Source organism: Citrobacter sp. KTE30, assembly GCF_000398825.1.
In the GTDB taxonomy this organism is placed as follows: Bacteria; Pseudomonadota; Gammaproteobacteria; order Enterobacterales; family Enterobacteriaceae; genus Citrobacter; species Citrobacter freundii.
In genome coordinates this window covers 3,026,894-3,042,625 of sequence record NZ_KB976055.1, presented here as the reverse complement: position 1 = coordinate 3,042,625, position 15,732 = coordinate 3,026,894, and the positions used below count along the sequence as shown (strand labels likewise).

Genomic DNA, 15,732 nt, shown 5'->3' with positions numbered 1-15,732 from the left:
GTTATTGTCCTGCAATCTCGCGAAGTGCCGTAATGACCCGCTGGGTATCCGCTTCGGTCATGTCTGGGAATAACGGCAGCGAGCAGATGCGCGCGCTGTTCCATTCAGTATTTGGGAGCGAAAGGGTAGTGAAGCGTTCGCGATAATATTTTTGCGTATGGGCTGCACGAAAATGCAGACCGGTGCCGATATCTTTAGTCTTCAGCGCTTCCATCAGGGCATCTCTGCTCAGCCCGCAGCGGGTTTCGTCAACACGAATGATGAATAAGTGCCAGGCATGAACGTGCGGCCACCGGGGCAGGTCCAGCGGTTGAAATGGCGTATCAGCCAGCGCCTGCTGATATTGCTGGGCAATTTGCGCCCGGCGTGAATTCAGTTGCTCCAGCTTATTCAGCTGTACCAACGCAATAGCGGCATTGATATCCGTCAGGTTGTATTTGTATCCTGGCGCAAGCACTTCGGCCTGCGGTGCCCGGCCATAGGTTTGTCGATCAAAAGCATCAACGCCCAGACCGTGAAACTTCAGGCTGCGAAGCCGCTGGGCAAGCTGGCTGTCGTCGGTAACAATCAGTCCACCTTCTGCGCAGGTGATATTTTTGATGGCGTGAAATGAGAAGATTGCCGTGCCGCGCGCGCCGACATGGCGGCCTTTATACTGCGTTCCTACGGCATGGGCTGCATCTTCTATGACCGGAATACCATACCGCTCGCCAATGGCATAAATCGCGTCAAGATCGACGGGGGCGCCTGCGTAATGTACTGGAACAATGGCTTTAGTTCGTGGGGTAATAGCGGCTTCAATTTGCTCAGGTGTGACCATAAGTGTATCGCGGTCGACGTCGACCATGACTGGCGTCGCACCCAGCAGGACAATCATGTTGAGGGTGGAAACCCACGTCATTGACGGCGTAATGACCTCATCGCCTGCACCTATGCCCAACGCCATCAGTGTGATGTGCATACCTGCCGTGGCAGAGCAGACGGCGACAGCGTGTTGATTTCCTGTGAGCTGACAGAAGGCTTCTTCCAACTGTTGGTTCTTCGGGCCAGTGGTTATCCATCCAGAGTCCAGCACCGCTTTTACAGCGGCAAGCTCTTCAGCACCCATTGCCGGGCGAGAGAAAGGCAAAAAGTCAGACATCATTATTCCTTCAAGCCATTTAACGCTACCGAAGTTTTATTTTTGGGACTAAACAGGGGCGTCGTTAATTATTTCATCAGGCTACAAAGGTTAATGGCCGAAGGTTAATTTATCCTTAAGGGTTTAAGGTTTGGGATATAATAATAAATACAGTAGTGATTGGTTTATTTATTTGAATATAAAAGATTTTTAGTCATTTTGGCGGTATTGCTCTCTGTTGCTGAATGCTGAGAGCAATACCGCTAATGTGATCATTGTTTATATTACGTTTAAACTCGGGGGACTTACAGTAACCCTTTCAAGGTTAACGTTTTACGTGTGGCGATATTTAAGTCGTAGGTGCCGAGATCTTCCGCTTTAACCCAGGCGAACGCCTGGAACTCTTCGTTAATGTTCACTTCACGATTAGCTGCCACACAATCGAAGATGAGATAAATCATATAAATCTCTTCCTGGCTGCCATCCGCGTATGTTTTGGTACGAATATCGTCACTGAAAGTCCATGGCGTAATTTCTGATAACACCAGCTGCTCGCCCAGCTCCTCTCTCACTTCCCGGCGCAAAGCTTCTTCGATGCGCTCACCCGGCTCAACGCCACCGCCAGACAGCGCCCACTGACCGGGAAACACGCCGCGGTCGTCAGCCATTTTGCAGAGTAAATAGCAGCCATCGTTTTGAATTAATGGGCAAACAATTGTTCTTTGGCGCATAGGTCAAGTCCTTGCAGGGGCGGGTATTAAGAATTCCATCATCCACCTATCTTACCTTTTGCTGGCTGGAGAAAAAACGCTTCATCGACGATTAAGTCCGTACGGGCGAGGAAAAATTGATTGTTGTTGAAAATGGCGTTCAGGGATGCGAACGATAGATTACATACAAAAATTTAACCTTATCTAATCTCATTAAGTAGTATTTAGTTACAATATGGTCTTGCATCGCTTTTTTAGCTCATTGATTCCTCGTCATCTGACAGTACAATTCACCGGTTTTGGGGCTATGTTTTGATTCTTGCAGGAAAGGATAGAAAATGAAAAAAAGTTTACTGTTGGGTTTTGCCGGAATACTGTTCGTTTCTGCTTCGGCAAACGCGATTAGCATCAACGGTCAGGCTGGCGAAGACTACACCAACCTTGGATTCGGTATGGGTACTGAGACCACCGGTCTGGCCGTCAGCGGCAACTGGATGCATAATGATGACGACGGCGATGTTGCTGGGCTGGGCCTGGGGCTGAATATCCCGCTGGGTCCACTGTTGGCGACCGTTGGTGGTAAAGGTGTATATACCAATCCAAACGATGGCGATGAAGGTTATGCTGCGGCTGTCGGTGGTGGTTTACAGTGGCCGATCGGCGACAGCATTCGTCTGTTTGGTGAGTACTATTACTCTCCTGATTCGCTTTCCAGCGGTATCGACAGCTATGAAGAAGCAAATGCTGGTGCACGTTTGACTATTATGCGTCCGCTGAGCATCGAAGCCGGTTATCGTTACCTGAACCTGGCAGGTAAAGACGGTAACCGTGATAACGCAATTGCTGATGGCCCGTACGTTGGGGTTAACGCCAGCTTCTAACATTTCTGGCGCGGCGTTCAGTCGCGCCTTCCCCCCTCCATGCGTTATAGTGTTTTCATCATAAAAGCAGGAGAACACGATGTTAAACGTGGAGATGCTATCCACCGGGGATGAAGTGTTGCACGGACAAATCGTCGACACCAATGCCGCCTGGCTGGCCGATTTTTTCTTTAATCAGGGTTTACCGCTAACACGCCGCAACACGGTAGGTGACAATCTTAACGATTTAGTCGCCGTTTTGCGTGAGCGTAGCGAACACGCCGATATACTGATCGTTAATGGCGGTTTGGGGCCAACCAGCGATGATTTGAGCGCGCTGGCAGCGGCAACGGCAAAAGGCGAAGGGCTGGTGTTGCATGACGCATGGCTCGCCGAGATGGAGCGATATTTCCGCGATCGTGGCCGCGTGATGGCGCCGAGCAACCGCAAACAGGCTGAACTTCCCGCCAGCGCGGAGTTTATCAATAATCCGGTGGGTACCGCGTGTGGGTTCGCCCTGAAGCTTAACCGCTGCCTGATGTTCTTTACACCGGGTGTACCGTCAGAATTCAAAGTCATGGTTGAGCATGAGATTCTGCCGCGTTTGCGTGAGCGTTTCTCTTTGGCTCAGCCCCCGTTATGCCTGCGATTAACCACCTTTGGCCGTTCTGAAAGCGAGCTGGCACAAAGCCTGGATCCACTAACTTTGCCACCGGGTGTAACAATGGGATATCGCTCCTCAATGCCGATTATTGAGCTGAAGCTGACCGGGCCGGATTCCCAACGTGAAGCGATGCTGGCGCTGTGGCCAGAAGTTAAGCGAGTTGCCGGACAGAATATGATTTTCGAAGGTACGGAAGGCTTGCCCGCACAAATTGCCCGCACGTTACAGGAACGGCAATACAGCCTGACGCTGAGCGAACAATTTACCGGTGGTCTGGTCGCGTTGCAGCTTTCTCGCGCTAATGCTCCGTTGTTGGCGAGTGAAGTTGTTCCGCCCCAGGAAGAAACGCTGGCGCAAACGGCGCATTGGGTAACCGAGCGACGTAGCAAACATTATGCCGGGCTGGCTTTGGCGATATCAGCTTTCGAAAACGAACATATTAACTTTGCGCTGGCCACCCCCAATGGGACATATGGTTTGCGCGTTCGGCTGAACGCTAATCGCTACAGCTTGTCGATTCGTCAGGAAGTGTGCGCAATGATGGCGCTAAATATGCTGCGCCGTTGGCTTAACAATCAGGATCTTGCCAGCGAGCACGGCTGGATCGAAGTGGTTGAGTCGCTCACGATTTAATTATTAACAGGGAAGGTTACAAACCTTCCCAATCTGACTCATTCTGTGACATCGTCAGGCAATAGCCCAGTAATTAACCGAACCAAATCACGATCAATTCCATTTTCCAGCATCATGCGCGCGATACGTAAGGCTTCTTCTTGTGTACCTTTCTGTACTCCTTGCGCTAATCCTTGTTGTATCCCTTGTTGTAGCCCATTGTGGTGACCTTCTTGTTTTAGCCTCTCTGCGATTGTCATCAACCTCTCCTTATGATGGGGGGAACGTTCGGCAACTTCATGGATAAATTCGCTGACGTGAGAAACGTCACCGTACCGTAGCAGGTAATTAAATAGCGTTTGTAGCTGGCTGTCATTAGCAGTGCTTGTAACTAATGGTGCTTGTAACTGATAGAGAAGATGGCGTGACGGTATCCACTTTTAATATGCGCTGCATGCGGGAAATGGGGTCTTTGCGTGGATGAATCAGAGATAAATATGTCCGACTGCAACGTATTCAATCAAGCGGAACGGGCTACGCAAAAAATGCCCGGTAGCAAATACCACCGGGCAACAGGTTTAACCCAACGCTTTGGCAAGCAGGGTGATAGGATGTTCGCAACGCTTACTGGTAGACATCTCAATCTGCCATTTACAGGTTTCGCAGTCGGTGACGACGATATCAGCGCCGCTTTCTTCAATTTGGCGGAATAACGGTGCGCCAATAGACTGTGAAGTCGGATAGTTTTCCTTTTTAAAGCCGTAAGTCCCGGCAATCCCACAACACTGAGAATCCAGCACCGTCAGCTCCAGCCCCGGAATTTGTCGCAGTAGCTCCAGCGTGTAAAGCGTCCAGCCCATTTTCTCCATATGACATGGTGTGTGATAGACCACCTTCAGTGGCAGCGTTTTCAGCGGCAGCGTTTTACCTTCATCCAGCTTGCGCCACAGCCAGCGGGTTGCCAGTTCAATGTGTTCTCGCAGGCCTGAGTTGTCGACATCCAGCACTTCCGGATATTCATCACGTAGCGCAAAGGTACAGGTTGATGAGGTGGCGATCACCGGAATGCCTTTGCCATCAATCGCTTCCCGGAGTGAGGCCACGTTGCTGACCGCCTGCTTACGCGCTTTATCTGTAAATCCGTTAGCAATCAGCGGCACGCCACAGCATTTCTCTTTACTCAGCAGTTGCACGCCGGTTCCCATCGCATTCAACACCTTGATCAGGTCTTTGCCAAGCTGGGGATGGTTGTAATTCACAAAACAGCCGTGGAAAAAGGCGACCTGATCCTGATACTGCGCCTGCTGTGCGGCAATGCTGCGATACCAGCGGCGGAAGGTGCCAAAGGAGTACTTCGGCAGCGTACGGCGATGATCGATTTTTAGCGCGTAATCCAGCAACTGACGTACCGGTTTTAGTGAGGTGGCGGTATTCACTATTGGGGCGAAGGGGGTGGAAACGCTCCCCATTAAATCGGTATGGCTTAAGACGAAGTTACGCAGCGATGGGCGCGTCGTGTCGTATTTGGCGCGCGCGCGCTGGATGATATCGCCGATTTTCACGTCTGACGGACAGGCCACTTCGCAGCGTTTACAGTTGATGCAGTATTTCAGCGCATCGTCATATAGCGCGCCATCTTTCAGGCGCAGACGTTCACCGTCCGGGCCGGCCTGCTTAGGGCCCGGGTAGCTCGGGTTGACGCGGCTTACCGGGCAGGCGGTGGTGCACACCGTACATTTGATACAACTTTCAAAACGTGTGTCGCTCATTGCTGTCCTCCTGCACGTTTCGCAATATGATGTGCGGCATGTAAGGCGCTGACTGCGCACACGCCGCCTCCGCAACCCTGGGCGATAGGGTCGAATCCGCCGAGGACGGAACCGATGGCGTACATGTTCTCTATTGTTTTTCCCGCCAGTGATGGGCGCAATGTGGCATCGGTTGTGACGCCAAACAGTTGCCACGGTTGTGGGTCGAAAACGTCACGCTGATACCACTCGGCGCGGGTAGCTGTTTGCTGTACATCCAGTCCCAGGATTGGTTCGTGGATTGCCTCACGCGTGGCGACCAGCCCGCTGCTGAAAAAACTGCCGCTGGCGAGCACGGCGAAACGTGGCCGCAAGGGGATATCGGCATGATTTCGGGTCCAGATTTCGCTGACCACGCCGTCCTGACAGGTGATTTTCTTCACTTCATCACCCGGCATCCACACACCGCCCTGGCGCACAAACTGGCGCTGCAATTTGTTGTGTAAACGCATGCCCAGTACCGAAGGAGGTAGGGTCGGTAACAGTGTCAGCGAGCAGGGGAGGCGCTCGTTAAGCCACTGCCAGAGTCGCTCATCTGCCAGACCAAAGCAGGCCGGCATGATTATCATGTCGCAGGTTTTTGCCATTGGCAGCAATGCGTCATAGAGCAGCGACCATTTATCTTCGTTATCCAGCAGGCGCGCAATATTAACGGCGCGAAACTCAGTTGGGTTATCACGCAGGACATCCAGTTCCGGCAGTTCGATTTCAGCCGTCTCGACGCTGAGATTACGTTGGCGTAATGACGCCGCGGCGAGATGCGCCTGAAAATCCAGTAACCCGCTAATCCCTACAACGCATATACGCTGCGCGGACAGCGGCCAGACCGGCACTTCCGGGGAACTTAACCAGGTTGAGCGCAGGGTGCCCAGCGGGGTAACACGTTGATGTGCCTGATGCACGTTGCCTTGCAAATGCGTTCCGCATTCTTCCAGTAAATTTTGCGCCTGCTGGGCCAGTTCCAGAACGTTCTGCGTTCCGATGGTGCTATACGGATGTGCGGGTGCCTGAGTGCGCAGCGCATTCAAACCCGCTTCTATATCCGTCACCGGTTGACCATCGGGTAAGCTGCTGAGCAAATCCAGTGAGCCGGAGGAAAAATGCAGGGCGCTTTGGCCGCGGGTAACAATCGTGCAGCGCAGTCCGCTTTTTTGCAGTTGCAGGCCGCATAGCAGTCCAGCGAGGCCGCCGCCGATAATGACGGTATCAAATTTCATCCTGGTGCTCCTTTTCCAGACCACACAACCCTTGATAAACCCAGCGAGTGAATTCGCTTTCGCGCAGTGCATCTCCCCAGGCGATAGGCTGCACACCTTTCCAGCGTTCGTTGAGGAAGTCGGAAAGCTGAGTAATGGATTGTGCTGCGGTAGTGACATTAAAACGTTGCAGCAAACCTGCAGCGCGACAGGCACACAATTCGCCCTGGCAGGTCCCCATTCCGACGCGGGTACGGCGACGTAAATCGAGCAGACTGTTGACGGTTAGATTCTCGACGGCGTATTGCACTTCGCCTGCGGTGACCGCTTCGCATTCACAGACCAGGCTGCGATGTTGACGGCCTTCGCTCAGCCACGCTGGGGTACGATCCCCATGGCGATAGACTGCCGAACCGCGTAGCGGCGCAGGTAACGAAATAACGCGTTTAAGCGTATGCTCGGTAGATTCCTGTGAGCCAGGCAACGCGGTGTCTGCGGTTGTGCAAGGCTGGGTATTGCCCAGCTTACGGCAAACAGCATCGGTAGCCCATTCCGCCATCAGGCGGTAAGTCATCAGTTTGCCGCCGGTAATGGTGATAAACCCTTCCAGTCCGTCACGCTCTGCGTGATCGAACAGCACAATCCCACGGCTGACGTTACGACCGGTGGGATCGTCATCGCTGGCCACCAGCGGACGCACGCCGGAGTAGGCGCGTAAAATGCGCGTTTTCGCCATAATCGGCGCCAGTTTCTCGCCTTCACGCAGCAGAATGTCGACTTCTTCTGCGGTGACACGGTTGCTGTCGATATCATCGTAATCAATGTGCTGCGAGGTGGTACCGATCAATGAGATGGTATCGCCTGGCACCAGAATATCGGCGTCAGACGGTTTACGGCAGCGGTTGATGACATGCTGGTTAATGCGATGATCCATAATCAGCAACGAACCTTTGGCCGGGAACATACGGATGCTCAGATCGGCATATTCCGCAATGCGTTGACCCCAAATCCCGGCGGCGTTAACGACAACCGGTGCATGCAGGGACTGCATTTCGCCCGTCAGATGATTGCGCACGTTAACGCCGCAAACCGTCGCGCCTTCGCGAATCAGTCCTGTCACTTCATGCGCCGTTAAGATAACCGCGCCATGCTCACGCGCATCCAGCATGTTGGCGGCGGTTAAGCGGAAAGGATCAACCGTGCCGTCCGGCACTTTTACCGCACCAATCAGCTGTGGATTCACGGAAGGTTCGATGATACGTGCCTGCTGAGGGTCAATCGCTTCTGCGCGAATCCCTGCTTCTTCACAGGCGCGAATAAAGGTCGCCTGAAAGGAGAGCTCATCCTCCGGCAGGGTAATAAACAGACCGTCCGTTGGCTCAACGCAATGGCGGGCGATACGTTTCAGAATTTGGTTTTCGCTGATGCACTCACGGGCAGATTCAGCATCGGTGACGGCGTAGCGTGCACCGCTGTGCAGCAGGCCGTGGTTGCGCCCGGTCGCACCTGTGGCGATATCGTGGCGTTCCACTAAGATGACGCGCAACCCGCGCAGCGCACAATCGCGTGCGATCCCTGCACCTGTTGCTCCTCCACCAATGATAATCACGTCACTTGTTTGCGAGTCGCGAGTTTTCATTGTTTTTCCTCACAGTTCGTTTTTTATCATTTAGCCACATAAAAAACATGGATTGTTTGATTTCGCGCATAATCGCTCATTATTCGAAAATGAAACGTGATTTCGTGCGCCTTTATGAACATTTGTCATAAATCTGTAACAATATGTGCTGCGTTTCACATTTTTGTTATGTATCTTTCCTTAACATCGCGGCCACACTGGGAGCGGTAGGGTAGTAATGACGAACTGCAGTGTTTACTTCGAATGAAAGACGGCCACGGAGGCTACACTATGTTGAGCATTTTTAAACCAGCGTCACACACGGCGCGTTTGCCTGCAGCGGAGATCGACCCGACATATCGTCGATTACGTTGGCAGATTTTTCTGGGGATTTTCTTTGGTTATGCCGCGTACTATCTGGTACGTAAGAACTTTGCCCTTGCGATGCCGTATCTGGTTGAGCAGGGGTTCTCGCGTGGCGATCTGGGTTTTGCGTTGTCCGGTATCTCCATTGCTTACGGATTTTCGAAATTCATCATGGGGTCCGTTTCGGATCGCTCGAATCCGCGCGTTTTCCTGCCTGCGGGTCTGATACTGGCTGCGGCAGTGATGTTGTTTATGGGCTTTGTACCGTGGGCGACATCGAGCATTGCGATTATGTTTGTGCTGCTGTTCCTCTGCGGATGGTTCCAGGGGATGGGATGGCCGCCGTGTGGTCGTACCATGGTGCACTGGTGGTCGCAGAAAGAGCGTGGCGGCATCGTTTCCGTTTGGAACTGTGCGCATAACGTGGGTGGCGGTCTGCCTCCTCTGTTGTTCCTGCTGGGTATGGCCTGGTTCAATGACTGGAAAGCGGCGCTGTACATGCCTGCTTTCGGTGCGATCGTTGTCGCGCTGTTTGCTTTTGCTTTGATGCGTGATACGCCACAGTCCTGTGGTCTGCCGCCAATCGAAGAGTACAAGAACGATTATCCGGACGATTACAACGAGAAAGCGGAAGAAGAGCTGACTGCGAAGCAGATCTTCATGCAGTACGTACTGCCGAACAAACTGTTGTGGTACATCGCTATCGCCAACGTGTTTGTTTATCTGCTGCGCTACGGCATCCTGGACTGGTCGCCGACTTACCTGAAAGAAGTGAAGCATTTTGCACTGGATAAATCATCCTGGGCCTACTTCCTGTATGAATATGCGGGTATTCCGGGCACGCTGCTGTGTGGCTGGATGTCGGATAAAGTCTTCCGTGGAAACCGTGGCGCGACCGGCGTGTTCTTTATGACGCTGGTGACGATTGCGACCATCGTTTACTGGATGAACCCGGCAGGCAACCCGAACGTAGATATGGCTTGTATGATTATCATCGGCTTCCTGATCTACGGCCCGGTCATGTTGATTGGTCTGCATGCGCTGGAACTGGCACCGAAAAAAGCGGCAGGTACGGCGGCTGGCTTTACTGGTCTGTTCGGTTATCTCGGCGGTTCTGTGGCTGCGAGCGCCATTGTCGGCTACACCGTTGACTTCTTCGGTTGGGACGGCGGCTTTATGGTGATGATTGGCGGTAGTGTGCTGGCGGTTATTCTGCTGGTAGTCGTCATGATTGGCGAAAAACGCCATCACGAAGAGATCCAGCTCAAGCGTAACGGGGGCTAATAGATGAAAACCACATTGAAAAGTCTCAGCGTGGCGCTGATGCTGGCAGGTATGGTTGTGAGCAGCGCGGCGGTTGCCGCAGATAAAGTCGTGATTGCGCACCGTGGCGCCAGCGGTTATCTACCGGAGCATACGTTACCTGCGAAAGCGATGGCCTATGCTCAGGGAGCGGATTACCTGGAACAGGATTTGGTGATGACTAAGGACGACCATCTGGTTGTCCTGCATGACCACTATCTTGACCGCGTCACCGATGTTGCCGAGCGTTTCCCGGATCGCGCGCGTAAAGATGGGCGTTACTACGCTATCGACTTTACGCTGGATGAGATCAAGTCGCTGAAGTTTACTGAAGGCTTTGATATCGAAAATGGCAAAAAGGTCCAGACCTACCCGGGGCGTTTCCCGATGGGTAAATCTGATTTCCGTGTGCACACTTTCGAAGAAGAAATTGAGTTCGTTCAGGGATTAAATCATTCAACCGGTAAAAACATCGGCATTTACCCGGAAATGAAAGCGCCGTGGTTCCATCATCAGGAAGGGAAGGACATTGCGGCTAAGACGCTGGAAGTACTGAAAAAGTACGGGTACACCGACAAGAACGACAAGGTCTATCTGCAGTGTTTTGATGTCGCAGAGTTAAAGCGCATTAAGAATGAACTGGAACCGAAGATGGGGATGGATCTCAATCTGGTACAGTTGATTGCGTACACTGACTGGAATGAAACTCAGGAGAAAAAGCCAGACGGCAGTTGGGTTAATTACAACTACGACTGGATGTTTAAACCGGGTGCCATGAAGCAGGTTGCGCAGTATGCGGACGGCATTGGGCCGGACTACCACATGCTGATTGATGAGAAGTCGAAGAAGGGCAATATCTCGTTAACAGGCATGGTGCAGGACGCACATCAGAATAAGATGGTGGTGCATCCTTATACCGTTCGCGCCGATCAACTGCCGGATTACACCACTGACGTAAACCAGCTGTATGACATTCTTTATAACAAAGCGGGCGTTGACGGGCTGTTCACCGACTTCCCCGACAAAGCAGTGAAATTCCTGAATAAAGAGTAATGGCATAAGGCCTGTGATGCACCTCCGGTCACAGGCCTTATTGGACGAAACGTGATTAACTGCTAGATAAGGCCGTCTGCTGTTAACGTTTTCCTACATGCCTGCAGGAGAAATAAAGGGCTGCCGTTCATCGGCGGCTCTTTTACCAGTAACAATTTTTATCCCGCCTTGCGTTACAGCTCTATTTCAATATCGCCTTTTGCCCGGCAACAGCAGGGCAATATTTCACCCGGTTGAATGAAGGCCAGAGGTTCGGCAATCCAGTCAACCTGTCCCGCCACCAGGCGGGTACGACAGGAGCCGCAGTAGCCTTCACGACACTGATATTCGACTTCAACATCGTGCGACTCGAGTGCGGCAAGTAGGGAAGGATGTTCATCCTGGCACAGCAGTTGTGTGCCAGAGATGCGCAAAGTCACGCGGCCCATCAGAGCTGGAAGTTACTCAGGTCGTCGGTATCAACTTCCGAATCGATCTGACCGACCAGATAAGAGCTGACTTCCACTTCCTGCGGTGCGACCTGGACGTTATCAGACACCAGCCAGGTATTGATCCACGGGATCGGGTTAGAGCGGGTCTGGAAAGGCAGATCGAGTCCGACAGCCTGCATACGGATGTTGGTGATGTACTCAACGTACTGGCACAGAATGTCTTTGTTCAGGCCAATCATTGAGCCATCACGGAACAGATAATCCGCCCACTCTTTTTCCTGCAGCGCGGCCTGTACGAACAGGTCGTAACATTCTTGTTTGCACTCTTCGGCAATTTCCGCCATCTCCGGATCGTCTACACCGCTGCGCAGAAGGTTCAGCATATGCTGAGTACCGGTCAGATGCAGGGCTTCGTCGCGGGCGATCAGACGAATAATTTTCGCGTTGCCTTCCATCAGTTCACGTTCGGCGAATGCGAAGGAGCAGGCGAAGCTGACATAAAAGCGGATCGCTTCCAGCGCGTTGACGCTCATCAGGCACAGATACAGCTTCTTCTTCAGCTCACGCAGGTTTACGACAACCGTTTTGCCATTAACGGTATGCGTACCTTCACCGAGCAAATGCCAGTAGCTGGTCATCTCGATCAATTCGTCGTAGTAGCTGGAAATACCTTCTGCGCGTTTCTGGATTTGCTCATTAGTGACGATATCGTCAAACACCACCGCCGGATCGTTAACGATATTGCGAATAATATGAGTGTAGGAGCGGGAATGGATTGTTTCAGAAAACGCCCACGTTTCCACCCAGGTTTCCAGTTCAGGGATCGAGATTAACGGCAGCAGCGCGACGTTTGGACTACGTCCCTGAATGGAGTCCAGCAGCGTCTGATACTTCAGGTTGCTGATGAAGATATGTTTTTCATGTTCCGGCAATGCCTGGAAATCGATACGATCGCGAGAAACATCGACCTCTTCCGGACGCCAGAAGAAAGAGAGCTGCTTTTCGATCAGTTTTTCAAAGATGTCATATTTTTGCTGATCGTAGCGGGCGACGTTCACCGGCTGGCCGAAGAACATCGGTTCCAGAAGCTGATCATTTTTCGTCTGTGAAAAAGTGGTGTATGCCATTGATGTGAATCCTGTCTGGAATGTACTGCCGGATGCGCTTTGCTTATCCGGCCTACAATACCGCGAATTAATTTGTAGGCCGGGTAAGCGCTACGCCACCCGGCAAAAGATTAAATCTTACATGCGCCGCTTTCGCAGCCATCGTCCTGAATGGACGGTACCAGATCGTCCTGAGAGTCTTCCGCACCGTCACGGGTGTTCTGATAATACAGCGTTTTGACACCAAATTTGTAGGCGGTGAGCAGGTCTTTCAGCAACTGCTGCATCGGTACTTTTCCGGACGGGAAGCGCGACGGATCGTAGTTGGTGTTGGCAGAAATCGACTGATCGATAAATTTCTGCATGATACCTACCAGCTGCAGGTAGCCGTCGTTGTTCGGCATTTCCCACAGCAGTTCATATGCGTCGTGCAGGTGTTCGTAGTCCGGCACGACCTGACGCAGAATTCCATCTTTCGATGCTTTGATGCTCACGTAACCGCGTGGTGGTTCAATACCGTTGGTGGCGTTGGAGATCTGCGAAGAGGTCTCGGACGGCATCAGAGCGGAGAGCGTGGAGTTACGCAGACCGTGAGTTTTAATTGATTCGCGCAGGCTTTCCCAGTTGTAATGCAGGGATTCGCTGACGATAGCATCCAGGTCTTTTTTATAGGTATCGATCGGCAGAATGCCTTTCGCATAGGTGGTTTCGTTAAACCACGGGCATGCGCCTTGCTCTTTCGCCAGCTCGTTAGACGCTTTCAGCAGGTAATACTGAATCGCTTCAAAGGTTTTGTGAGTCAGGTTATTGGCGCTGCCGTCAGAGTAGCGTTTACCGTTTTTCGCCAGCCAGTAGGCATAGTTGATAACGCCAATACCCAGCGTACGACGCCCCATCGCACCGCGTTTGGCGGCCGGAATCGGATAATCCTGGTAATCGAGCAGCGCATCCAACGCACGTACCGCCAGTACGGCCAGCTCTTCCAGTTCGTCCAGACTTTCGATAGCGCCCAAGTTAAATGCGGACAGCGTACACAGCGCAATTTCGCCGTTTTCATCGTTAACGTCGGTCAGCGGTTTGGTCGGCAGGGCGATTTCCAGGCACAGGTTGGACTGGCGTACCGGCGCGACAACCGGATCAAACGGGCTATGGGTGTTGCAGTGGTCAACGTTCTGAATATAGATACGACCAGTAGAGGCACGTTCCTGCATCATCAGTGAGAACAGCTCAACCGCTTTCACGCGCTGTTTGCGGATGCTGTCGTCGTTTTCATATTGGGTGTACAGACGTTCGAACTCATCCTGATCGGCGAAGAACGCGTCATACAGACCCGGGACGTCGGACGGGCTAAACAGGGTGATGTCGCCGCCTTTCAGCAAACGGGTGTACATCAGTTTGTTGATCTGTACGCCGTAGTCCATGTGACGAACGCGGTTGCCTTCGACGCCACGGTTGTTTTTCAGGACCAGCAGGCTTTCAACTTCCAGGTGCCACATAGGGTAGAACAGCGTGGCTGCACCGCCGCGTACGCCACCCTGAGAGCAGGATTTCACCGCAGTCTGGAAATGCTTGTAGAACGGAATACAGCCGGTGTGGAACGCTTCACCGCCGCGAATCGGGCTACCCAGCGCACGGATGCGACCGGCGTTAATGCCGATACCGGCACGCTGAGAAACGTATTTCACAATCGCGCTGGAGGTTGCGTTGATGGAGTCAAGGCTGTCGCCGCACTCGATCAGTACGCAGGAGCTGAACTGACGCGTTGGGGTACGCACGCCGGACATAATCGGCGTCGGCAGCGAGATTTTGAACGTAGAAACGGCGTCGTAGAAACGTTTTACATATTGCAGACGTGTTTCACGCGGATAGTTAGAAAACAGGCAGGCTGCTACCAGAATGTAGAGGAACTGTGCGCTTTCATAGATCTCACCGGTAACACGGTTTTGCACCAGATATTTGCCTTCTAACTGCTTCACCGCAGCGTAGGAGAAGGTCATATCACGATCGTGTACGATGAACGAGTCCATCTGCTTGAACTCTTCTTCCGTGTAGTCTTCCAGCAGATGATTGTCGTATTTGCCCATTTCAACCATTTTCACGACATGGTCAAACAGTTTTGGCGGTTCAAACTCGCCATAGGCTTTTTTGCGCAGATGGAAAATCGCCAGACGGGCGGCCAGATACTGATAATCCGGCGCTTCGCGGGAGATCAGGTCGGCGGCAGCTTTGATGATTGTTTCATGGATATCGGAGGTCTTGATACCGTCATAAAACTGAATGTGGGAGCGCAGCTCGACCTGAGAGATCGATACGTTATTCAGTCCTTCTGCCGCCCAATCCAGAACTCGGTGGATTTTGTCGAGATTGATGCGCTCTGTACTACCATCACGCTTTGTCACCAGCAGACTCTGATTCATGTGGTTTTTTACCTGTCCGTGAAAGAAAAAATATCCCCCATATTATCCACAGAGTCATGTTGTGACTAAGTCTGTGGATAAATACTATATGTAGGGGTTGTTTGATAAAATAGACGCTATATGGTGAGTATTCTAGTAGGGATTCTTTTCAGCACAAGAGTTGATTTTGAGGTTAAATTGAGGTTGCAAAAGGGTGAGAATCGCTAAGTGCGCGTCTTATAAGGCCTGGCGGGGATGTCAATAATTGAGAAAAAAAATAGAAATTTTGATCGAGTGCTGATTTCTTCATCTAAGGTAAGGAAAGTTCTTATGATCTGGCGCAAAAATTGCTGTACCGGTACTACTCAGGATTGGTAGGCGATGCGTAATAACGTAGGCCTGATAAGCGAAGCGCCATCAGGCGTTAAAGCCCGGAGTCGTGCCGGATGGCGGCGCTGGCGCGCTTTATCCGGCCTACAATCCAGCGTCA

At 52.1% G+C, this 15,732-nt stretch carries 13 protein-coding genes and 1 pseudogene; 4 read left to right on the top strand and 10 right to left on the bottom strand.

Going from position 1 to position 15,732, the window contains the following annotated elements:
• Position 1 precedes the first annotated feature (1 nt).
• Both arnB and nudI read right to left on the bottom strand, forming a co-directional pair.
• Positions 2-1,141: a UDP-4-amino-4-deoxy-L-arabinose aminotransferase gene (gene arnB / locus WC1_RS08530; RefSeq protein WP_016150690.1), complete on the bottom strand. Its 1,140-nt coding sequence runs from the start codon at positions 1,139-1,141 to the stop codon at positions 2-4.
• 284 nt (positions 1,142-1,425) lie between these two features.
• Positions 1,426-1,851, bottom strand: a complete 426-nt coding sequence (gene nudI, locus WC1_RS08535) for a nucleoside triphosphatase NudI (protein ID WP_003027643.1) — start codon at positions 1,849-1,851, stop codon at positions 1,426-1,428.
• A gap of 317 nt (positions 1,852-2,168) precedes the next feature.
• Between nudI and WC1_RS08540 the strand changes: the two genes are divergently transcribed.
• Together WC1_RS08540 and WC1_RS08545 are read left to right on the top strand one after the other, a co-directional pair.
• Positions 2,169-2,711, top strand: a complete 543-nt coding sequence (locus WC1_RS08540; RefSeq protein ID WP_016150689.1) for a YfaZ family protein — start codon at positions 2,169-2,171, stop codon at positions 2,709-2,711.
• A gap of 79 nt (positions 2,712-2,790) precedes the next feature.
• Positions 2,791-3,987: a nicotinamide mononucleotide deamidase-related protein YfaY gene (locus WC1_RS08545; RefSeq protein WP_016150688.1), complete on the top strand. Its 1,197-nt coding sequence runs from the start codon at positions 2,791-2,793 to the stop codon at positions 3,985-3,987.
• Between the two features lie 38 nt (positions 3,988-4,025).
• On the opposite strand, the gene WC1_RS24505 is transcribed toward WC1_RS08545, so the two are convergent.
• The 4 genes from WC1_RS24505 to glpA all read right to left on the bottom strand — a co-directional run bounded on the left by WC1_RS24505 (position 4,026) and on the right by glpA (position 8,609).
• A complete protein-coding gene (locus WC1_RS24505; protein ID WP_016150687.1) occupies positions 4,026-4,226 on the bottom strand; it encodes an RpnC/YadD family protein in 201 nt (66 codons plus the stop codon).
• A gap of 318 nt (positions 4,227-4,544) precedes the next feature.
• Positions 4,545-5,735, bottom strand: a complete 1,191-nt coding sequence (gene glpC, locus WC1_RS08550) for an anaerobic glycerol-3-phosphate dehydrogenase subunit GlpC (protein ID WP_003027620.1) — start codon at positions 5,733-5,735, stop codon at positions 4,545-4,547.
• Positions 5,732-6,991: a glycerol-3-phosphate dehydrogenase subunit GlpB gene (gene glpB, locus WC1_RS08555; protein WP_016150686.1), complete on the bottom strand. Its 1,260-nt coding sequence runs from the start codon at positions 6,989-6,991 to the stop codon at positions 5,732-5,734. The genes glpC and glpB overlap by 4 nt, the downstream gene beginning before the upstream one ends.
• Positions 6,981-8,609, bottom strand: a complete 1,629-nt coding sequence (gene glpA, locus WC1_RS08560; protein WP_003845117.1) for an anaerobic glycerol-3-phosphate dehydrogenase subunit A — start codon at positions 8,607-8,609, stop codon at positions 6,981-6,983. The genes glpB and glpA overlap by 11 nt, the downstream gene beginning before the upstream one ends.
• A 270-nt stretch (positions 8,610-8,879) precedes the next feature.
• On the opposite strand from glpA, the gene glpT reads away from it, so the two are divergent.
• Both glpT and glpQ read left to right on the top strand, forming a co-directional pair.
• Positions 8,880-10,238, top strand: coding sequence for a glycerol-3-phosphate transporter (glpT, locus tag WC1_RS08565; protein ID WP_003845119.1), 1,359 nt, complete (start codon positions 8,880-8,882; stop codon positions 10,236-10,238).
• A 3-nt stretch (positions 10,239-10,241) separates the two neighbouring features.
• Entirely contained in the window at positions 10,242-11,309 is a 1,068-nt protein-coding gene (gene glpQ, locus WC1_RS08570; protein ID WP_003839410.1) for a glycerophosphodiester phosphodiesterase, read from the top strand.
• Between the two features lie 62 nt (positions 11,310-11,371).
• Here glpQ and WC1_RS25135 read toward each other — a convergent pair.
• The 4 genes and pseudogenes from WC1_RS25135 to nrdA all read right to left on the bottom strand — a co-directional run.
• Positions 11,372-11,461 (bottom strand): annotated as a pseudogene (locus WC1_RS25135) (hypothetical protein); the annotation flags it as partial.
• A gap of 21 nt (positions 11,462-11,482) precedes the next feature.
• Entirely contained in the window at positions 11,483-11,737 is a 255-nt protein-coding gene (gene yfaE, locus WC1_RS08575; RefSeq protein WP_003027609.1) for a ferredoxin-like diferric-tyrosyl radical cofactor maintenance protein YfaE, read from the bottom strand.
• Complete coding sequence (nrdB, locus tag WC1_RS08580) at positions 11,737-12,867, bottom strand: class Ia ribonucleoside-diphosphate reductase subunit beta (protein ID WP_003027605.1); 1,131 nt, start codon at positions 12,865-12,867, stop codon at positions 11,737-11,739. Before nrdB ends, yfaE begins: the two co-directional genes overlap by 1 nt.
• 110 nt (positions 12,868-12,977) lie before the next feature.
• Entirely contained in the window at positions 12,978-15,263 is a 2,286-nt protein-coding gene (nrdA, locus tag WC1_RS08585) for a class 1a ribonucleoside-diphosphate reductase subunit alpha (protein WP_003027604.1), read from the bottom strand.
• Positions 15,264-15,732 lie beyond the last annotated feature (469 nt).

Coding starts and splice junctions, on each gene's coding strand:
- arnB (WP_016150690.1), bottom strand. CDS start 1,141: ATGTCTGACTTTTTGCCTTTCTCTCGCCCGGCAATGGGTGCTGAAGAG.
- nudI (WP_003027643.1), bottom strand. CDS start 1,851: ATGCGCCAAAGAACAATTGTTTGCCCATTAATTCAAAACGATGGCTGC.
- WC1_RS08540 (WP_016150689.1), top strand. CDS start 2,169: ATGAAAAAAAGTTTACTGTTGGGTTTTGCCGGAATACTGTTCGTTTCT.
- WC1_RS08545 (WP_016150688.1), top strand. CDS start 2,791: ATGTTAAACGTGGAGATGCTATCCACCGGGGATGAAGTGTTGCACGGA.
- WC1_RS24505 (WP_016150687.1), bottom strand. CDS start 4,226: ATGACAATCGCAGAGAGGCTAAAACAAGAAGGTCACCACAATGGGCTA.
- glpC (WP_003027620.1), bottom strand. CDS start 5,735: ATGAGCGACACACGTTTTGAAAGTTGTATCAAATGTACGGTGTGCACC.
- glpB (WP_016150686.1), bottom strand. CDS start 6,991: ATGAAATTTGATACCGTCATTATCGGCGGCGGCCTCGCTGGACTGCTA.
- glpA (WP_003845117.1), bottom strand. CDS start 8,609: ATGAAAACTCGCGACTCGCAAACAAGTGACGTGATTATCATTGGTGGA.
- glpT (WP_003845119.1), top strand. CDS start 8,880: ATGTTGAGCATTTTTAAACCAGCGTCACACACGGCGCGTTTGCCTGCA.
- glpQ (WP_003839410.1), top strand. CDS start 10,242: ATGAAAACCACATTGAAAAGTCTCAGCGTGGCGCTGATGCTGGCAGGT.
- yfaE (WP_003027609.1), bottom strand. CDS start 11,737: ATGGGCCGCGTGACTTTGCGCATCTCTGGCACACAACTGCTGTGCCAG.
- nrdB (WP_003027605.1), bottom strand. CDS start 12,867: ATGGCATACACCACTTTTTCACAGACGAAAAATGATCAGCTTCTGGAA.
- nrdA (WP_003027604.1), bottom strand. CDS start 15,263: ATGAATCAGAGTCTGCTGGTGACAAAGCGTGATGGTAGTACAGAGCGC.